Origin of the sequence: Flavobacterium zepuense (assembly GCF_007097145.1) — a bacterium.
Classification (GTDB): domain Bacteria; phylum Bacteroidota; class Bacteroidia; order Flavobacteriales; family Flavobacteriaceae; genus Flavobacterium; species Flavobacterium zepuense.
In genome coordinates this window covers 172,836-190,597 of record NZ_VJVZ01000008.1, presented here as the reverse complement: position 1 = coordinate 190,597, position 17,762 = coordinate 172,836, and the positions used below count along the sequence as shown (strand labels likewise).

General features: G+C 44.8%; 15 protein-coding genes. 2 read left to right on the top strand and 13 right to left on the bottom strand.

The genetic code is table 11. The annotated features are described in order from the left end of the window. Nucleotides 1–42: 42 nt before the first annotated feature. Nucleotides 43–909 carry a helix-turn-helix domain-containing protein gene (locus FMM05_RS13475; protein WP_143373920.1) on the bottom strand — a complete coding sequence of 289 codons (867 nt, stop codon included), beginning with the start codon at nucleotides 907–909 and terminating at the stop codon, nucleotides 43–45. Between the two features lie 408 nt (nucleotides 910–1,317). Between FMM05_RS13475 and FMM05_RS21015 the strand changes: the two genes are divergently transcribed. Both FMM05_RS21015 and FMM05_RS13470 read left to right on the top strand, forming a co-directional pair. Beyond that, entirely contained in the window at nucleotides 1,318–1,707 is a 390-nt protein-coding gene (locus FMM05_RS21015; protein ID WP_185965590.1) for a hypothetical protein, read from the top strand. A gap of 50 nt (nucleotides 1,708–1,757) precedes the next feature. Continuing rightward, a complete protein-coding gene (locus tag FMM05_RS13470; RefSeq protein ID WP_185965589.1) occupies nucleotides 1,758–2,972 on the top strand; it encodes an aspartyl protease family protein in 1,215 nt (404 codons plus the stop codon). Nucleotides 2,973–3,003: 31 nt separating this feature from the next. On the opposite strand, the gene FMM05_RS13465 is transcribed toward FMM05_RS13470, so the two are convergent. The 12 genes from FMM05_RS13465 to FMM05_RS13410 form a co-directional block, all read right to left on the bottom strand. After that, entirely contained in the window at nucleotides 3,004–3,429 is a 426-nt protein-coding gene (locus FMM05_RS13465) for a response regulator (RefSeq protein ID WP_143373918.1), read from the bottom strand. A 58-nt stretch (nucleotides 3,430–3,487) separates the two neighbouring features. Beyond that, a complete protein-coding gene (locus FMM05_RS13460) occupies nucleotides 3,488–3,925 on the bottom strand; it encodes a response regulator (protein ID WP_185965588.1) in 438 nt (145 codons plus the stop codon). A 4-nt stretch (nucleotides 3,926–3,929) separates the two neighbouring features. Further along, a complete protein-coding gene (locus tag FMM05_RS13455) occupies nucleotides 3,930–7,682 on the bottom strand; it encodes a CheR family methyltransferase (RefSeq protein ID WP_143373916.1) in 3,753 nt (1,250 codons plus the stop codon). Nucleotides 7,683–7,705: 23 nt separating this feature from the next. After that, nucleotides 7,706–8,815 carry a chemotaxis protein CheB gene (locus tag FMM05_RS13450; protein WP_221932274.1) on the bottom strand — a complete coding sequence of 370 codons (1,110 nt, stop codon included), beginning with the start codon at nucleotides 8,813–8,815 and terminating at the stop codon, nucleotides 7,706–7,708. A 1,334-nt stretch (nucleotides 8,816–10,149) separates the two neighbouring features. Then, a complete protein-coding gene (gene traN / locus FMM05_RS13445) occupies nucleotides 10,150–11,043 on the bottom strand; it encodes a conjugative transposon protein TraN (protein ID WP_143373915.1) in 894 nt (297 codons plus the stop codon). Between the two features lie 17 nt (nucleotides 11,044–11,060). Beyond that, nucleotides 11,061–12,365, bottom strand: coding sequence for a conjugative transposon protein TraM (traM, locus tag FMM05_RS13440; RefSeq protein WP_185965587.1), 1,305 nt, complete (start codon nucleotides 12,363–12,365; stop codon nucleotides 11,061–11,063). After that, nucleotides 12,352–12,618 carry a hypothetical protein gene (locus FMM05_RS13435; protein ID WP_143373913.1) on the bottom strand — a complete coding sequence of 89 codons (267 nt, stop codon included), beginning with the start codon at nucleotides 12,616–12,618 and terminating at the stop codon, nucleotides 12,352–12,354. Before FMM05_RS13435 ends, traM begins: the two co-directional genes overlap by 14 nt. A 6-nt stretch (nucleotides 12,619–12,624) precedes the next feature. Then, a complete protein-coding gene (gene traK, locus FMM05_RS13430) occupies nucleotides 12,625–13,251 on the bottom strand; it encodes a conjugative transposon protein TraK (RefSeq protein ID WP_143373912.1) in 627 nt (208 codons plus the stop codon). 11 nt (nucleotides 13,252–13,262) lie between these two features. After that, a complete protein-coding gene (gene traJ / locus FMM05_RS13425; RefSeq protein WP_143373952.1) occupies nucleotides 13,263–14,261 on the bottom strand; it encodes a conjugative transposon protein TraJ in 999 nt (332 codons plus the stop codon). Nucleotides 14,262–14,279: 18 nt separating this feature from the next. Continuing rightward, entirely contained in the window at nucleotides 14,280–14,909 is a 630-nt protein-coding gene (locus FMM05_RS13420) for a DUF4141 domain-containing protein (protein ID WP_143373911.1), read from the bottom strand. A 25-nt stretch (nucleotides 14,910–14,934) separates the two neighbouring features. Continuing rightward, nucleotides 14,935–17,430 carry a TraG family conjugative transposon ATPase gene (locus FMM05_RS13415; RefSeq protein ID WP_143373910.1) on the bottom strand — a complete coding sequence of 832 codons (2,496 nt, stop codon included), beginning with the start codon at nucleotides 17,428–17,430 and terminating at the stop codon, nucleotides 14,935–14,937. Further along, the gene (locus FMM05_RS13410; protein ID WP_143373909.1) at nucleotides 17,427–17,759 is read right to left on the bottom strand and encodes a DUF4133 domain-containing protein; all 333 of its coding nucleotides are present in this window, start codon (nucleotides 17,757–17,759) and stop codon (nucleotides 17,427–17,429) included. The genes FMM05_RS13415 and FMM05_RS13410 overlap by 4 nt, the downstream gene beginning before the upstream one ends. Between the last annotated feature and the right edge of the window lie 3 nt (nucleotides 17,760–17,762).

The window sequence follows — 17,762 nt, the reverse complement described above, 5'->3', positions numbered from 1 at the left end:
CCGGTAATGAAAAACGCCTCTATTCGGAGGCGTTTTGATGACTTAATTTTTGCTGATGGCTTGCAACCGGAACTCTTTTGGTGTGAGATTAACCTGCTTCTTAAAGAATTTTGAAAAGTAATTGGGATATTCAAAACCTAGCTCGTAAGCAATTTCAGTGGTATTCAGTTTCTGGTTTTCAACCAATAACTCTTTTGCCCTTTTAATAATAAAGTCATGGATATTTTCCAAAGCCGATTTTTGGGTAAAATGTTTGATAATATCGCCCAGGTAGTTCGCCGTCACACCTAATCGGTCAGCAAAATATTGCACGTTTGGTAGTTGTTTTACAGGCTCATTATAGTAGTCAATAAGGCTTTGCTGAAAATCTGTGACAACACGGTTATATTGCTTGGGATTAGTAGAAAATTGCCTTTTATAAAAAGCTTCCACCAACGAGACCAGCACATTCACATATGAAAGTAAGACCCCAAAATGATTCTTATCGTTTTCATAATATTTAATCATTAATTTAAAAACTGCGGCTACCTCTTCCGCCTCATCGTCGGTTAAGTGTAAAGCCTCGTGACGTCCGTAGTCCAGGTATGTTTTAAATAAAAATCTGTTTTCATTGATTATTTTTTTCGAAAGTTGCAGGTACATCCCCGTGTAGGTAGGTTCTGCATCCCAACCGGGCTCAATAATTAAATCGGGGGTGTTAAAAAACACCGCAGAGACAGGCGCAGTATTCGGGGTAGATTTTCTTTTGTATTTAATTTTTATTGATATCCTGTAAAAATCTACTTTAACCGGATCAGTATTGATAACAATTTTTGGAGGGTCATAATAACCAACATCAATATCGTTATCCAATGGCTTTGATAAACCGATTGCCTGATTGTAAGAAACAAAGTCTTTATAGATTTTCATTCCGCAAAGTTATAGAATTGGCAGATTGATATAATCTGTAAATTTAAAATAATAACATTTCTAAGTAAATCAAAAAATTTTAGAGTTATAAAGGGAACAATAACCTGTGCAATATCCTGCGGAAGTCAGTGCCCGCAATTTTGCAGTTAAGTACTCAGTACAATGGCTGATGGCCGGTAATTTGCGGCGTAATATTCCACTACAGAGATTGCCAATTTAATATTTTTTCATCATTGAACAAGTTAACCTGACCGACCAATTCAATGTTACAACTACCTGGCAAGGGACTGTATGTTTAGTTGTCCTTATCCTATTTGGCTATAATTGGCTATATATTGTCGTGTTATAGTTTAAAAGATAACCCTCTACACATTATAATTTTGACAGTATAACATTAAAAATTTTATTATGGCAAAGAAATTTCCGCTTACACCTGATGGTGTTAAAGCATTCCAGGCAGAATGGTACAAGTCCGACGACCAGCAACTACAGGATGATGCCGTAGTGGCATCGGCAGATGTTATAAAATGGTTTTCTACGCATTTTGAACTCACCACGGAGCAATCTGAGTATTTCAGGGGGCTTCCGAAAGGATACCTCTTATCTTTAGGATGGGGTGTTGCATCCGGTGTAATTGGCCGGGTACCACTATCTTTCGACAACGGGCAGGAGGCTTCCGCAAAAGGGCTTTGCCCCAAAGCCAAAGTATCTGTAAATGTCAGCGTGTCAAATGCGTACAACTGGCAGACAGGTGCCGTAACTACCACCGGAACAGTTGGTGGCACATTAACTTTTTAATATATTTGTGGTGCGTCATACTACTTGTGGCGCACCACAAATTTTTAATTATGACACGATCCATCCTTTTGATTATAGCATTATTTCTTACGGCAATATCTTTCGGGCAGACAGCAGACGATAAAGCAAAAATTGCGAATAGGGATAAATTTCTTTTTGGTGTTACGACAGACAACAGGAATTTTGTTGAGACCGTCCCCTTTACGCTGGTAAATAATCTCATTTTCACAACCGTGCAGATCGATGGGACCAGTTACAACTTTCTATTTGATACCGGGGCAGTGACCATACTTTCTTCCAGACTTCGGGAAAAACTGCATTTGAAAGAAGCAATGCGCAATACGCTCATCGATGGGTCAGCCCAGGAGCAAACCGAAACATTCTACACCCTCAATAAATTAAAGCTCGGAACTGTAAATTTCAGCAACATCGGTGCCGCATCGATGAACCTCGCAAAAATGAGCGAACAATTTTGCACACCAATCGACGGCATAATAGGTGCTAACCTGATGCGCAGCTCCTACTGGAAAATAGACTATAAAAATAATGTACTTATATTCTCCGATAAAAAAATAAAGCCCACCGGCAAGACGTATGAGTTGCCCTTTGAAGAGAACTTTTCCGGTACCCCATTGATAAAATTGTTTTTTGGCAACTATAATTTTGAGACTATTTTCGACACAGGGAACAATCAGTCCTTTAACTTTCCTGACAGCCTTTACTTTAAAAGCTCAGCGTCTAAAAATAAAATACTCAGGAAAGGTTCCGGCAATACCGAATTTACCCTTTACGGCAATAGGAGCATCGTCAACCATGCTTCCATTCTTGATAGCGTTACCATTGGCAAGAGGCTATTCCAAAAACAGGTTGTGCGTATTAGCCCAAGCCCGCTGCCTTTGTTAGGTAACAAGTTTTTAATGCAGTTTGATGAGGTTATTTTGGATTGGAAAAAGCACCTGATTCACCTGCCCTTTGAATACAACCAAGAAGAACCGCTTAAAACATTGGGTTTTGACCCACTTTTTATTGACGGAAAGGTTGTTGTTTCATTTATTTGGGAAGGAAGTGTGGCGCAAATAAAAGGCCTGGAGTTAGGTGATACAATTACAGCAATTGACGGCCAGTCACTCATTGCTATTACTGCCGAACAATGGTGCACATTGCGGGATGCGGTTAAAGAAAAATCTGCCCTGGCATTTAAAGTGCTAAAAAAAGATGGTTCTGTAGCGTTGTATGAACTTAGCAGGTATACGTTGTTAGAGTAAATTGATAAATTGCTTTACATGATTAGCTACGCTACCTTACGTAGTCCGGCGATACACACTTTTGCCAATATTCTACAATCGTTTTAACAATGTCGTACAGGTCATCGAAGCTGGATGGCTTTATAAAGAATCCCTGTACCGATTTTGAATAGGCATCGACTACATTGCCCTGTTCCGCGGCTGTAGAAAAGAAAAGATAGGGGATGGATTTGATGCGCAATTCTTCATTTTCATGGATTTTCGCCCGTAGCTCCATGCCGTTTAGCTTTGGCATATTAATGTCTGAAAATATGATAAACGGTTCTGTTTTAGTTCCGGTCAGGTAGGTAAGCGCCGCTTCTCCGTCGCCAAAGAAGACGATCTCATTTTTATAATGAAGCTTGTGAAATACCTCAGATAATAACTCCTGGTCATCGAGGTCATCTTCTATAATAATTATTGGCCCTGATTTATTCATAGTAATCTTTTAGTGAATGACTTATATGATATATAGCATGTCCTATGCTAAATATTGTTTATGTAAATATTGTAGAATTTTCACAAAGCTGGTTGATAGTCCCTGCCTGAAGGTGTTTTACAACTTCTGTTAATGCATTTTGCAGATCCCTGAAATCCTGTGGCTTATTAAAGAAACATAATGCCCCTAATTCTTTTGCTTTGGTAATCTCTTCGGTATGTTTGGAGGTAGAGTACATTATAACCGGGATATCCTTATAAGTATCATGCCCTTTTAACATGGCGAGGACTTCCCATCCGCTCATCCTGGGCATATTTATATCGGTAAAAATTATGTCAGGCCTTCCGTCGCTGCTTTGGGCTAAGGTAGACACAAGGATATGTCCGTCATCTAAAGTAATGCACGATACGTTACCTGTGGAGATTTTTTCAATGGCATCCCTGAAAAAAAGCCGGTCATCGCTATCATCGTCAATAAGTAGAATTTTATAGTTCATAACTTTAAAATTTATTATTGTAAGGAAATAATATTGTAAATACGGCACCATTATTCGTTTCGCCGCTCGCAGAAATAAAGCCATTGTAGCGTTCAACGATTTTCTTGCATAAAGCCAAGCCTAATCCCGAACCTTCGTAAACTTCTACATTATTGAGCCTGGTGAATGAGTTAAAGATGTTTTCTGCGTATTTCTGATCGAAACCAATACCATTGTCAGAAAGTGTTATCTCTGCGTAATTCGTTTTATTACGAAATACCTCTGAGGATTTTATTGAAATGTGCGACGGTTTTCCCTCGATTGCAAATTTTAGCGAATTCAGTATCAAGTTGTAAAATAGCTGATGAAACAGCATAGGGCTTCCTTCAATCACAGGCAGTTCTTCATACTCAATTACCCCCAGTTTGGAGAGTATGACTACCTCAAGGTCTGTTTCAATCTGTCGCAAGGTCTCATTCAGGTTTACATTTTGCAATGCTTCTGTATCGCTCTCAAGTTTAGAATAGTGCAGTACACCTTCTATCATAGCATACATCCTGTCAGTAGCTGATTTTATCCTGTCAAGGTAAAATTTTACGTCTTTGGGCAGTTCATTACCATGTTCTTGTATGATCCGGCTGTGAAAAGTACTTATTTTCCGTACCGGCTCTTTAAGGTCATGGCTGGCAACATGTGCGAATTGGCGCAGGTCATCATTGGACCGCTGTAATTCGGTAGCCCTTTTTGCCAGTTCATTTCCTAATTCCAGTAGTTGCTTTTCAGCATTTTTAAGATCTGTGATCTCCCTTGCGATGGCAAGTATCGTTTCTACTCCACCCGCTAAATTCTTTTCGGGGGTAATACGGGTATAAAAGTAGATGTCTCCTCCCGGTGTGTTATGGGCAGTAATCAGTTCAAGCATTTTGCCGCTTTCAAACGCCCTCTGTATGCTGTTAGAAAGTTCCATATTACCCGCAGACCCCATTTCTGAGTTAGTTTTGCCGAGCATAAGATTATTTTTAATGCCTGTCAGCGCTTCAAAAGCAGTATTGGCATACACCAGACTCAATTCTTTATTCCAACGGGTTATAACATCCGGGGTATTTTCAACCAGGGTTAGGTATTCATCCCTGCTTTCTTTAAGTTCACTGGTACGCTCCGTAACCTCTTGTTCCAGCTCCTGTTTGTATTTCTCCTCGGCACTACGCAAGGCTTCTTCGGCAACTTTACGATCATTAATATCCAGGAACGTTACCACCACACCATTGATACGGTCCTCATCGGTGCGGTACGGCACTACGCGCATTAAATAGGTCTTATCGTCAATAGTTGTAACTTCTTTTTCTATAACCGATAACTTTTCCAGCACCGTTTCCGCATCACTTACCAGATTACGGTAATTTAGTTTATGAGTGATGTCGGTCAGCGGACGGCCATAATCTGCGGGAATAAGGTTAAATAGGGCGCTTGTTGCCGGTGTATATAAAGCAACCCTGAAATTCCGGTCAAGGAATATAGTACCGATATCGGTAGAATTTATAATGTTCTGCAGGTTATTGCTCGCAATACTTGTCTCTTCAATTTTTATCTTCAGTTCCTGGTTTACAGTACGCAGCTCCTCATTTATTGACTGGAGTTCCTCCTTACTGGTTTCCAGCTCTTCCGCTGCCGAACGCAATTCTTCGTTCATTGCCTGGAGTTCCTCATTGGAAGCCTTCATTTCCTCTGCCTGGTAATCATGCTGCTCAATAGCGGCACGAAGCTGTGATTTAACCCTGACCAGTTCCTCTTCCAGTTGTTTGGCTATAGGCTCATCTGAAGATAGTAGTATCTCCCGGTTACTTTCATCAGCAGCAGGTTCAAATACAACTAATATGAACCCTTTTGCGGTATCACCTGACCGCAGTACGGGCCTGATGTGAATATTTACTGTTTCTGTACGATCATTGATGTTTACTTTTAAGCCCCTTGCTTCAACAGCAGACTGGCGCTGGGTCGACTTATATAATGCTGAGCGCAGCTCGAGCCTTAATTCCGGTTTCACCAGTTTCAGGAGATTGCTGGACAGTTCCCCTCCAAGTATTTGTAAATACCTGCCCACCTGTTCCGTTAGGTGCAGGATTTCATATTCTTCATTAACAACCAGCGATGGCGGTGCATATTCCTCTAAAAGCTGTTGGTGCAGGTCGCCGTAGGATATCCGTTCCAATATCCTCTTTTCATGATCCTGCGTCGTGGAATCCCGCCTGAATTTTTCAAATTGCATCGGCGTAGCTTCCGGTACGGGATACGCTTTCATGGTTACCTGCCTTCTCTGGAAAACATGATTTTCCCTATTGTAAGTGGAATATAGATCGGATGTGTTATCAACGGATTCAGATGTGCCAAGGAAAAGGAAACCACCCGGGTTTAAAGCAAAATGAAACGTTTCGGTAACCCTTTCCTGGGCGACCTGGTTAAGGTATATCATCAGGTTACGGCAGCTTACCATATCAAGGTGGGAAAATGGCGGGTCCTTTAAAACATTGTGTGCTGCAAACATAATGGTCTCCCTGATTTCTCTCCGTATCCTGAAAGAATCTCCTTCTTTGGTAAAGAAGCGCTTGAGCCTTTCGGGAGATACATCGGCAGAATCATTTAGGCTGTACAAACCGTCTCGGGCATGTGTTATAGCCGCCTCATCTATATCAGTGGCAAAGATCTGTACCTTGGGTGCGTCCATATTACCTTCAGTAAGTTCTGCACATAGCATTGCCAGGGAATACGCTTCTTCACCTGTCGCACAGCCGGAAACCCATATCCTTACATCGTCGCCCGATGATTTATCCTTAAAAAGTGCTGGCAGCACTTCATGCTCCATAAGTTCAAAGGGTTTTGTGTCCCTGAAAAAGTTTGTAACTGAGATTAACAGGTCTTTTAACAAAGCGACAGCCTCGTCGTTATTCCCCTTTAGAAACCTGGCATAGGCCTGTAGGTCAGGCAGGTTGCGTACATTAATGCGCCGTTCTATGCGGCGCAGCAAAGTAGGTAGTTTATAGTTTGTAAAATCATTGCCGGTATGCAGGCGCAGATGCGTGAAAATTTCCCGCAAAGCCTGCTGCTGGTCACCGGTTTGTTGTTTTGCTTCAATGGTAATCGCTACCGTACCGAGGCTGTCCTTATACGAAACTATTTTTGCAGGAATTTCTTCAACAGGCAGAATTTCATCAACCAATTCTGTAGCTATGGCATTACGCGGCATTTCATGAAACTCAGCCTGCCGGGGATTTTGTACAAAACAGGCACCACCCCTTTCCTTTACCCTTTTTAATCCCATCGACCCGTTAGCACCAGTACCGGATAAGATTACGGCTATAGCCCTTGGGCCAAATTCATCCGCCATGCTGCGGAAAAATATGTCGACAGGCGCACGCCGTTCTTCGACCGTAACATTTTGCGAGATGGCAATGTAATCTTTTTCTATAGAAAGGTGCTGGTTGGGTGGAACAACGTAAATATGGTTGGGTTGCAGGTACACTTTTTCTGTGACCTGTGTTACCGGTAAGTTTGTTTCCAGTTGCAATACTGCTGTCACCTGGCTATCATGGTCCGGAGAGAGGTGCAGGATAACAACATACGCAATACCAGTCTTTTCCGGCACCGCCCTAAAGAAGTTTTGTAATGCCTGGATCCCACCGGCGGAAGCTCCAATCCCTACGATTAGAAATTCGCTTTTCCCTGGCTTATCCTGTAATTGCCTTACTTCCTTTATTCCGTTATCTGAGTCCTGATGTATCATATGCTTATATCAATTGAACAAAGTTATTCTTTTGCTGCATTTTTCAATTTATATAATTCTTCCAATAATCTGTCGTTGCTTAGCTGCTCATGCCCCATAACGGTATCACGCAAAAGGTCGGCGCGGAGTTCGGCATCTTTTGCCTTTTTAAAATACAACGCCGCCAGTTGAGGATGGTTTACCTCTGAAAGGTGGTCGCCAATATGATTTAACAGCATCATGCTTTCTTCAATGGCCGCCATAGCGTTATATAAACTGCCTTCAATTTTTTCGGTGATACTTGCCAAAAGGGTATCAACAGAATAGGCATGGCCGGTATGGCACCGGTACCGGGTCAGGTCGCCATCCGTTATTTTAGACAGTACACCCTGGCATTCTGGACAGGTATAAGGGGAAAGTTCGCCAATTTTTAGCGAGCCCCGGTCATACGCACTGTCCCCGGCAGCGATACCTATTTCAATTTTTGTTTTTTCGTCTTTCATATGCTCCCTATTTAAAGGTACTGCCGTTGTGGAAAGTTGTGTAAGTACCGCTGCCATATCCTTTACAGGTATACAATAATCAACAGCTACTTCGCGCGCAGCATTCGCCGGCATGGAAGGGACTTCGGCATCATCCGGGTCCTGTACTATAGCAATGCCACCACTATGCTTTATACGCCAAAGCCCTGCTGTACCATCATCTAACCTGCCTGAAAGCACAATCCCTATAACCCGGTTTCCATAATTGTATGCCGCAGAACGGAATAGCGGGTCAACAGCGGGCCGGAAGTGATTTTCCTTGGGCCCGCGTGACAGCCTTATTATACCTTCCTCAAGCAACAAGTGGTGATCGGGCGGGGCAATGTAAATTCGGTTTGGTTTAATAACTTCATTATCCAGCGCATGTGCGGCATAAATAGCGTTCAATTTATTGAGTATATCCGGTACAATGCCACGCATGCCTGGAGCCATGTGCCATACTATAAATATAGGGGTACGAAAATCGGGGGGCAGGCGCTCCACTAATTTTTTTATAGCGTCAAGGCCTCCCGCTGAGGCTCCTATTACTATAATTCGGTCATGTTCTATAAGGTGCCTGGCGCTGTTATCTATATAACCTGAGCCAGGATTATTATTATCGTAAGGTGTCATGTGGAAAGGTAATTACTTATATCGGTTATAGCAAGGTTATTAACATAGCGTATTAGTTACCAATTAATTATCAACTGGGCAATCGTGTCAGCTGGCCCGGAGGGCGACAATGGAACTTAAAAGTTCCTTAGGGAAATCATGTAAGATGTATGGATATGTAGATAGGATATCACATAAGGAATGTGACACGTTGTGCAGCGTGAGATCCTGGTTATTATAGCTGCATAAAGACACACTTACACGGGTAAAAACTTCAGGATACCGTTCAAGGATTCTTACTACCTGTTCTTCCTCCAAACCGTTTAACTTTGATAGATTTTCGTGAGATCGTTTGTATAAAATAAAGCGGGTAAGGTTTTCAATAGTAACAGAGATAAGATATCCCATTGCGTTTTTCCTTAAATGTAGGCAATAAATTTAAGTTTAATTGCTATGCCATCTATTTCATCGAAATCTTTAGATATTATTCGCTCGATGTTAAAATATAATAGTAGCCTTGATGAGCTTGAAACATAATTAAACTTAAATCCCTAAGTTTTAAAATACAGATATAACTTGAAACATCATAATAATCAGCAACTTATTTTATAAAAAATATTATGTCGGTTTAGGGATCCAACTGGAATCTCTCAGCCTCTGCGGTCCTGAACCCCACTATGTGCTGGAATTTAATTGCCTGTAAAATGGTAGGAAGTCAAAAAGCTACTCGTGATTTTAACTGATTTTTTTTGCTTTTTATATCATTTTTGCAATATAGTTATCCACGCTGCTTGTTACTTTGAGGATTGGATAAAATTAGTCACTAAAATAGTTTTGAATTTGCTCAAACTTTATAAATGCAATCAACTCACTTTTACATTTCACCTTAAAGCCTCTAAAACAGGTAAACTTTGACAGGGGAATTTCCGCTAATTGCTCTACAGTATCAATTTCAAGACTATTAAAAAAATTTACCATCCTTTTACTGAATGGAAATCTACTTTCGGAAAGTTTCATTTGAAGTTTTGAATTCGGATCTACCATGTTATTTAATTCTTATGAATTATAATGTATGGTAAGTGTTTGAAGCTACGCTGGGAGTTACGGAACGTTTTTGACGCCAAAAAAATAGGCGCAGACAACTACACTTACGGACACTGTGGCACTGGTATACCAAGACTTCGCATAAGCGAGCGCCCACGCCGTAGCATGAGCGTCTCCACTTAGTCTCGAAGTCTTTAAAAATTACCAGTTTTCAGTGACGAGACTTAAAGTAAAAACACTTTAAGATTTTCTAATATTTCCACAAAGATAGGGAGGTTTGCAGTAGTATCCAATAGCTATTTTTGAGCCTCTCAGAATTTGAATTTTAATTTACTAATGGGCTTCGCCTTAAGCAGGTCGGAATTTTTAACCCTTAGCACCTGACCACGTCCGCCATTCTTCTCAAACACTTCGATCAGCAGTACTTGGCCCTTTGTCAGGGTAAAAACATCCAGCAAAAAAATGTTTCTCTCATCAGCATTGCCGTTGACAGGCAGCAGCGGTTTATACGTTCGCAACGGTATTAAAGTACGCTCTTGTACCACAGTACGTTTGGCTACCTTTCGGTCAACAACCTTGAACCGTGCAAAATCGACCACAAAGGGGACATAGGTTCCATTGTCGATCTGCGTGTGGAAATAATATTTGCCTTCGTGGACGTAAATACCCCTTAAGCTAAACGTAATTCCATAACTATCCGACCTGATATCCTTAATCGTTCGTTGGTCTTTTTCATACAGCCGTTCCATCAGAAGCTCCGTAACTGAGGCCGGTGCTTTGCCTAATTCCACAAAACGGACATCGGCAGCTTGCGAGCGGTTGACTAAAGTTTGCCCCGAGGCAAGGTTGTAACTCATTACCCAAGGCGAATCGCTGTAACAGGCATTGAAACTGTAGAAATTGCCATCTTCTGTAATTATCGAAAAATTAGTTTCGGGGTCGAAGCCTTTTGTAGCCGCTTTTACGCGTAGCACATTGTCGGCATCATCCGCTTTACCTGCAACGATATAATCACTCCCCAGGTCCACATAGCGGATTCCGGCTGGGAAAATAATATGGGAGGTCTTATCGTAAGTAACTTCTATGGCATAAGGGGTTATTGGTCCAAGGCTTAACGCGTCAGGCTGTTTTACCTGTGCAGTTGCATTTACTGCTATTATTAATAGTACCGTTAGCAGGCTGTTCTTAATATGATGTAATTTCATAATCTTAATTTTTTAAATTATTTCTGTTTAGAGACCAAGAACAACTGGTATCCCTGTTTCAGGGTGGCTTTTTGTGCCGTTACCCTTTTCGAAAAATAGCCCGACACGCCCTGTATCAGCCCACGTGTCATATCCGAGGTGAGTTGCTGCCCGGCAGAACGGTTCAGCGTAAAGCTGCTACCGCTCGTACTACCCATATTGGCAAGTGTGCCATTTACTGCCGTAACCTCCGGTGCGTACGGCAGGTTCAGTCCTTTCTGGCCGTCAAGGTCATACACGCTCAGATTGACTGGCACGATGCTGCCGTCAATTTCCACGGAGACGACCTGCATTTGCAACCTGTTTCCCTGGAATTTTGTGCTGGCGGTCACTGTAGAACCACTGGGTAATACCGCTTTCCCTATTCGCACATCCTGTTGGAGGCGTAGCTGTACGCTGCCTTCACCAACTAATTTAAGGCTCTGGTGGATGCAGGCGCGGATGCTATTGGCTGGAAGTGGAACATCTTGCGGACCGCTCGCTGTTGCAAAGCCTTGTTGTTCGCCGTTAGCCAGGCGCGCCAGGAGCAAGGAGTCCGGAACTTTGCGGTATAGTTGGGATACAACAGATTTCCTGTCTGCCACTACTGTAATAAATTCGTCTTCCGGCTTTTGTTTCGACGGCTTGGCGGTAAGTGAATCCTTTTGTACAGTGCCCGGGAAATATTTTGCTGCCATCTGGTAGGATTTCTCCATCAACGCCAGGCGGTCATCCGGTTTTTGGCCCTGTGCAGCCTGCCTCGTCTCCAGTTGCGCCTTCAGCCGTTCATTTTCGGATTTTAAGGCATCCTGTGCAGGGTCTCTCTGATAAAAATTCCCCAGCGAGTGCTGCATTGTCTTGTAGCTGCTCAATGCTGGATTCATATCTTTTGGAGGCTTTATTTCATGCCCGTTTTTAGGACTTCCGGTGGGCTCGCTCTGCTGCTGGGTGCTGTCGGATTGCCAGTAATCGGATAGGGTCATAAGCGTTTCCCGTTTTTTCCTTTCTTTTTCCTGAAGCATCTCCTGTTCATAGGCTTTACCTTTATCGGTGGGTAGCCCGTCTCCTGAAGCCTGTGGTACCGCCGCATTAATCCCGACCGTTATCACATCTTTTGCCTTGTCCCCGCTATTGCGACCGAATATCAGGTAAAGGCAGCCGATGAATAGCAATCCCATAACGCTAAAGATCAGGGGCTTTTTGAAACGTCCTTCGCCATTCACTTCTGCAGTCTCATTTGTGCCCGGAACTGGGTTGCCCTCGGTAACCTGCACGGCCGCCTTCTTTTTCTCATTCTCTTTCATAATCTTCTGTTTTAAGTTCATTTATCTTTTTATTGGCCTTTACCGTTACCGGGTTGGTGATGTGTTTGATCTCCATACTGCTTTTAGAGGTACTGACCTTACACACTATCTGCACAAGCACCGCAAGGGTGATTAATACATAGCCGCCAAAGCTATATGCTATAATGCGGCGTGCATCCTTTGCCGGTACTTGTTGCCAACGGGTGTCCATGCCCTCAAGCCAGGGTTTTATTGAGTTGGTAAGCGCTTTCATAATTTCTTATTTGCGGTCGATTACCTCGACATCCTTGTTCTCCAATACCCTGAACTGTTCGATATTAAACCCCTGCGGGTTATCATCCGAACGAACGGAGTTGACCAACAGGCAGCTCGTAACCAGGCTTCTGCGTGTCACGTTACTGGCACGGATGATGGATTCCCTGGCATACGTTCTGACGGCGTAAGGATACTTCTCAAAATTGCATTGCACACTGTCCACTTCAAGGCGCTGCTGCACATTCGCCGATATGATACGGTTGTAGTACCCTTTTTCAGATAGGTCTCTGTAGTAATCAAAAGCACTTTTATCGGCAAGGCTGAATGCCCTTTTCATATTGCTTTCGATCGCCGCCTTGTCCGGTGCAAGGGTAAAGAACAGCTCGTGGAAACGCCTGACGTGCTCACGTGCTTCTACAGGGCGGTTGATAGCCGCGTCCTGTGACAGGGCCAGCATCAGTGATTTTCCCTGGTCCAACACATAGACCTTTTCACGTTGCTCCCTGGCAAAACGGTAGGATTCCCAAACGGTGTAGCCTGTAGTAATTAAACACACGGCGGCGAAGATGAGGGCATACAGGCGTATTTGCCTAAAACTGTTCTCGATATTCCTTAAGGTTTTAAATTCCATAATTATAAGATTTAGTTTTTACTCATAAGCCTGCCGGTAACGTTGCCTGCGGCTGCACCTGCCGAGGCACCGGCAACACTCCCGACTTTCTGGGTAGCCTGGTTGACATTGCGGGTGTAATTTCCTGCGCCACCTGCCTGGATGATCCATCCGGTAACCGTAGGTATGGTGAAGTAGCCGATGATCCCGATGATCATAAAGATGATGTACACCGCATTAGAGGTATCCGGGATAAAGGTCGGGTCAGACAGGTTCTCAATATCCTTCTCCAGTATCAGCGACTGTATCTTGGCCAGCATCGAACTGAAAAGGTCGGAAACAGGAAGCCACAAATACACGCTGATGTACCGGGTAAACCATTGGTTGAGCGTGGACTGAAACCCATCCCACACCGAAATGGCAAAGGCAATGGGGCCGAGTATCGAAAGCACAATAAGGAAAAAGGTACGGATGGTATCAATGACCAGCGCCGCCGCTTGGAAAAGGATCTCTAAAAATTCCCTGAAAGCATTGCGGATGTCCTGCTTTAATTGGTACATACCCCGTTCCAGATACATGCCCGACATCGTGGCCAGGTCGGCAGGCGACCAGCCCAGTTCTTCCAGCTGCTTGTCAAATTCCTCATCCGATACCAGGTAGGCGGTCTCCGGGTTGCGCAGCATCGCTTCGCGTTCCAGCTGGTCCTTCTGTGCCTGCAATTCGTTAAGGTCCAAAACCTGGCCTTCTAAAATACCGTGTGTTCCCGTAACTATGGGGCTGAGTACAGCATTGACCGTCCCCAGTACCATCGTGGGGAAGAACATGATACAGAGCCCTAAGGCAAATGGCCGAAGCAAGGGAAACAGGTCTATGGGTTCAGCGCGGCTGAGTGCCTGCCAGACTTTCAGGGCAACGTAAAACAATGCCCCCAGCCCGGCAAGCCCTTTAGCAACAGCCGCCATCTCTGCCGAGAGCGGCAGCATCTCATCATAGAGATTGCGCAGCATCTCGTGCAGGTTACTAAATTCAATTTCCAGCAGCATGGCTCCTTACCAGTATTTTTGGTTTGCAGGGCCATAGAGCTCCAGTACGCGCTGGGTGTCATGCTGCTTGCGTGCCCTGACAAAACTTACCGAAATGTTCTTTTTGGTATAGTAGCGCACCAGGTTATAGTAATGCAGTACTTCCGCATGCACACGCTCAATGATATCGATGCGTTCTTTATCGCTGAGCGAAAGGCTTGAAGCCGTGATGATCTGGCTCAGGTCACCCAACAGCCCTGTGGTCTCGTTGAGCAGCTTGGAGTAGCCAAAGGCAATAGCACTCAGTTCCTGCGGGCTAAAGTTCGGGTCGTTCATCATGAGGCCGAATCCCGTTACATACATATCGGAGATGTCCCCAACCAACAACACTGTTTCCTGAACCCTGCGGGCATCCTGTACGAGATTGTTTACCGATTTCAAGGCGTCATAATATTGCTTACCCTGGTCAAACACTTTCTTCACCTCTTTAAAGCTGTTCAGCGTGTTGCTGGCCGTAGCCGACGTTTCAATAATCTGGTTGGCCGTGTTGATAATGCCCTGCGCATAACTTCCGGGGTCGCTTACGACCCATTGCGCCTTTGCCGGTGCGGCAGCCAGTACCAGTACTGCCCACACCACATAAATGATCTTTTTCATGGTTTTACTATTTAAGTGTTAGTATTTATTCCTCACGGCGCTTTGCCGCGATACGCCGGATGGCGAGTTCTACATTGCCTCCAAGCTGGCTGGCCAGTTCCATGACTTCCATTTTTTCGCTTTCTTCGGTGGTGTAGGCCAGGTATTCCTCCAGGCTAACCTCCGTAGCATAAACTGCCGACTGTACGCCGCCGAGGCCGATCCACACTTCCTTGTACAGCCTTGAAGGGTCGTTGTTCATATTGATGGAAAGTACCTGCGCTTTTTCCTTATCCGTAAGCCCAAGCATCGCCTGGATATCGTCAAACTTGTTCATGTACTTGCGCTGGTCCAAAAGGATTTTACAGTCGGAATTGTTGATGATGCTTTCCTTCACAATAGGCGACTGTATGATGTCATCCACCTCTTGCGTAACCACGATGGCCTCCCCAAAGAATTTCCTGACGGTCTTAAACAAATATTTGATGTAATCCGCCATGCCTTCCTTGGCAATGGCTTTCCAGGCTTCCTCAATAAGGATCAGCTTGCGCTGCCCTTTGAGCCTGCGCATCTTATTGATGAATACCTCCATGATGATGATGGTCACGATCGGGAACAGTATTTTATGGTCTTTAATCGCATCAATCTCAAAAACGATGAACCGCTTGTTCAGCAAATCCAGCTGCTTGTCGGAGTTGAGCAGGTAGTCGTATTCACCGCCCTTGTAATAGGGTTCCAGTACGTTGAGGAAGTTGGCCAGGTCAAAATCCTTTTCCCTCACTTTTTTCTCCTCCAGTACCTTTTTATAGTCTCCCTTTACATAGTCATAGAATCCGTTAAACGAAGGATTGGCTGACTGTTGTTTGATTTGGTCGATGTACCCGCTCACGGCATTGGAAAGGGCTACTTCCTCAGCACGTGTCGGCGGCTCGTCATCCCGCTTCCACAGCGTGAGTACCAAGGTCTTGACACTCTCCCTTTTTTCGATATCAAACACACCATCGTCGGTATAGAAAGGGTTAAAAGCGATGGGGTTGCTTTCCGTATACGTGAAATACACGCCGTCTTCACCTTTGGTTTTTCCGTGGATGAGTTCGCACAGTCCCTGGTAGCTGTTACCGGTATCCACAAGCAGCACATGGGCACCCTGCTCGTAATATTGGCGTACCATATGGTTGGTAAAGAACGACTTTCCGCTGCCCGAAGGCCCCAATATGAATTTGTTGCGGTTTGTGATGACCCCGCGTTTCATCGGCAGGTCGGATATATCCAAATGGATGGGATTGCCCGTCAGGCGGTCAGCCATCTTTAGCCCAAAGGGTGATGGCGAGTCCCTGTAATTGGTTTCCCCGCTGAAAAAGCACAGTGCCGGTTCGATGAACGTGTAGAAACTCTCCTCGCTGGGAAAATCACCAGCGTTCCCCGGGATTCCTGCCCAATACAGGGTAGCCACGTCCGTGGTGTTGTGCCTGGGCTTGCATTCCATCAGTGCCAACGCACTTCCGGTATCGTTCTTCAGCTGCTTCAGTTCCGCCGGGTCATCCGACCAGGCGATCACATTGAAATGGGCGCGGATGGATGACAGCCCAAACGAATGGGCTTCATTCAAATACCGCTCGATCCATTCCTTATTGATCTGGTTGCTGCGGCTGTACCGTGCCAGTGAATGCATGTTCTTGGCTGATTTCTCAAATTTCTGAAGGTTGCTGTCACTGTTGTCCAGGAACAGGTACTGGTTGTACATGTGGTTACAGCTAAGCAGCAGCCCGACCGGGGCAGCAAACGAAAGCCGGCAATCGCTGCGGTCGGTAGACAACTTTTCATAGCGGGTATCTGCTGACACCGTTCCCGGGAGGTCGTCCGTATCGGAGAGCGTATGCAGGCACAGCCTTTTGTTTCCGATACGTACCTCTTCACTACCCAGGGCAATATCCTGTAATGGTTCATCAGCTTGCGTCGATAAAGTCAGGTATTGTTCCAGCAAGCCCTGCTTTTCATCGGTACCTACAATATCTTCCTCGGTGAGGCGTGTCATCTTTACCAGCCCCGAATCGTTCACGATACGCTCAAACTGGGCAACGGCTTCCATAAACTGGTGTACGGCTTCTTTGTCCCTCGCTTCCTTCGGGATCAGCTTGCCCCGGCAAAGCGACGAGAAGTTGCTTTGCATCCGCATGCGCTCCTTCGTCGTTTTGGTTAGGAACAGGTAGCAATAATGGTTCAGGAACGGGCGTTCGTTAAAATGCTGCTTGTAGGACTTGCCTAAAAAGCTTAAGCCTTCTTCTGTTAAATCGGGTGCATAGGTTTCCTTGATGTACCAGTCCTGTTTGTGTACGACCGTGTAATCCGGCAGTGTCTTAACCGCTTTATGCCACGCGGCATGGATGGCTTCATACTCTGCCGAGCCTACTGTAAAGAGTTCCGGAAGGCTGACCGCAAAACATGCGGTGATGTCAGCGTCTTTGCTCAGGATACAGTTCTCTTCAACCGCCAGGAGCGGAAACTTTTTTTCCAGCGTTGTTGCTTTGGCTGTATTTCTCATGGCGTCTCCTTTTTAAGGTTCGACCTTACAAAGCGCCCAATACGCCTGCGGGAAAGTATGTACTTAGGATGGCGTTTACGCGCCGCAACCTTCATAAGCCCGTGCTCCCCGTACTTTTTGTTCATGGCAAAGGTTTGCCAGATAAGGAGCGATGCACCGCCACCGCCAATGCCGATGCACACATAGGAACCCATACCGGCGATGTAAAGCACCATGACCAGGACTACTATACCAAGCAGGCCGCCGGCGAAAATAAACAGGTACTGGGCTTTCAGCCCTTTGAATTCCACCGTCCTGCCAATACCTTTATTGATGTTATAGCTGTTCATAAC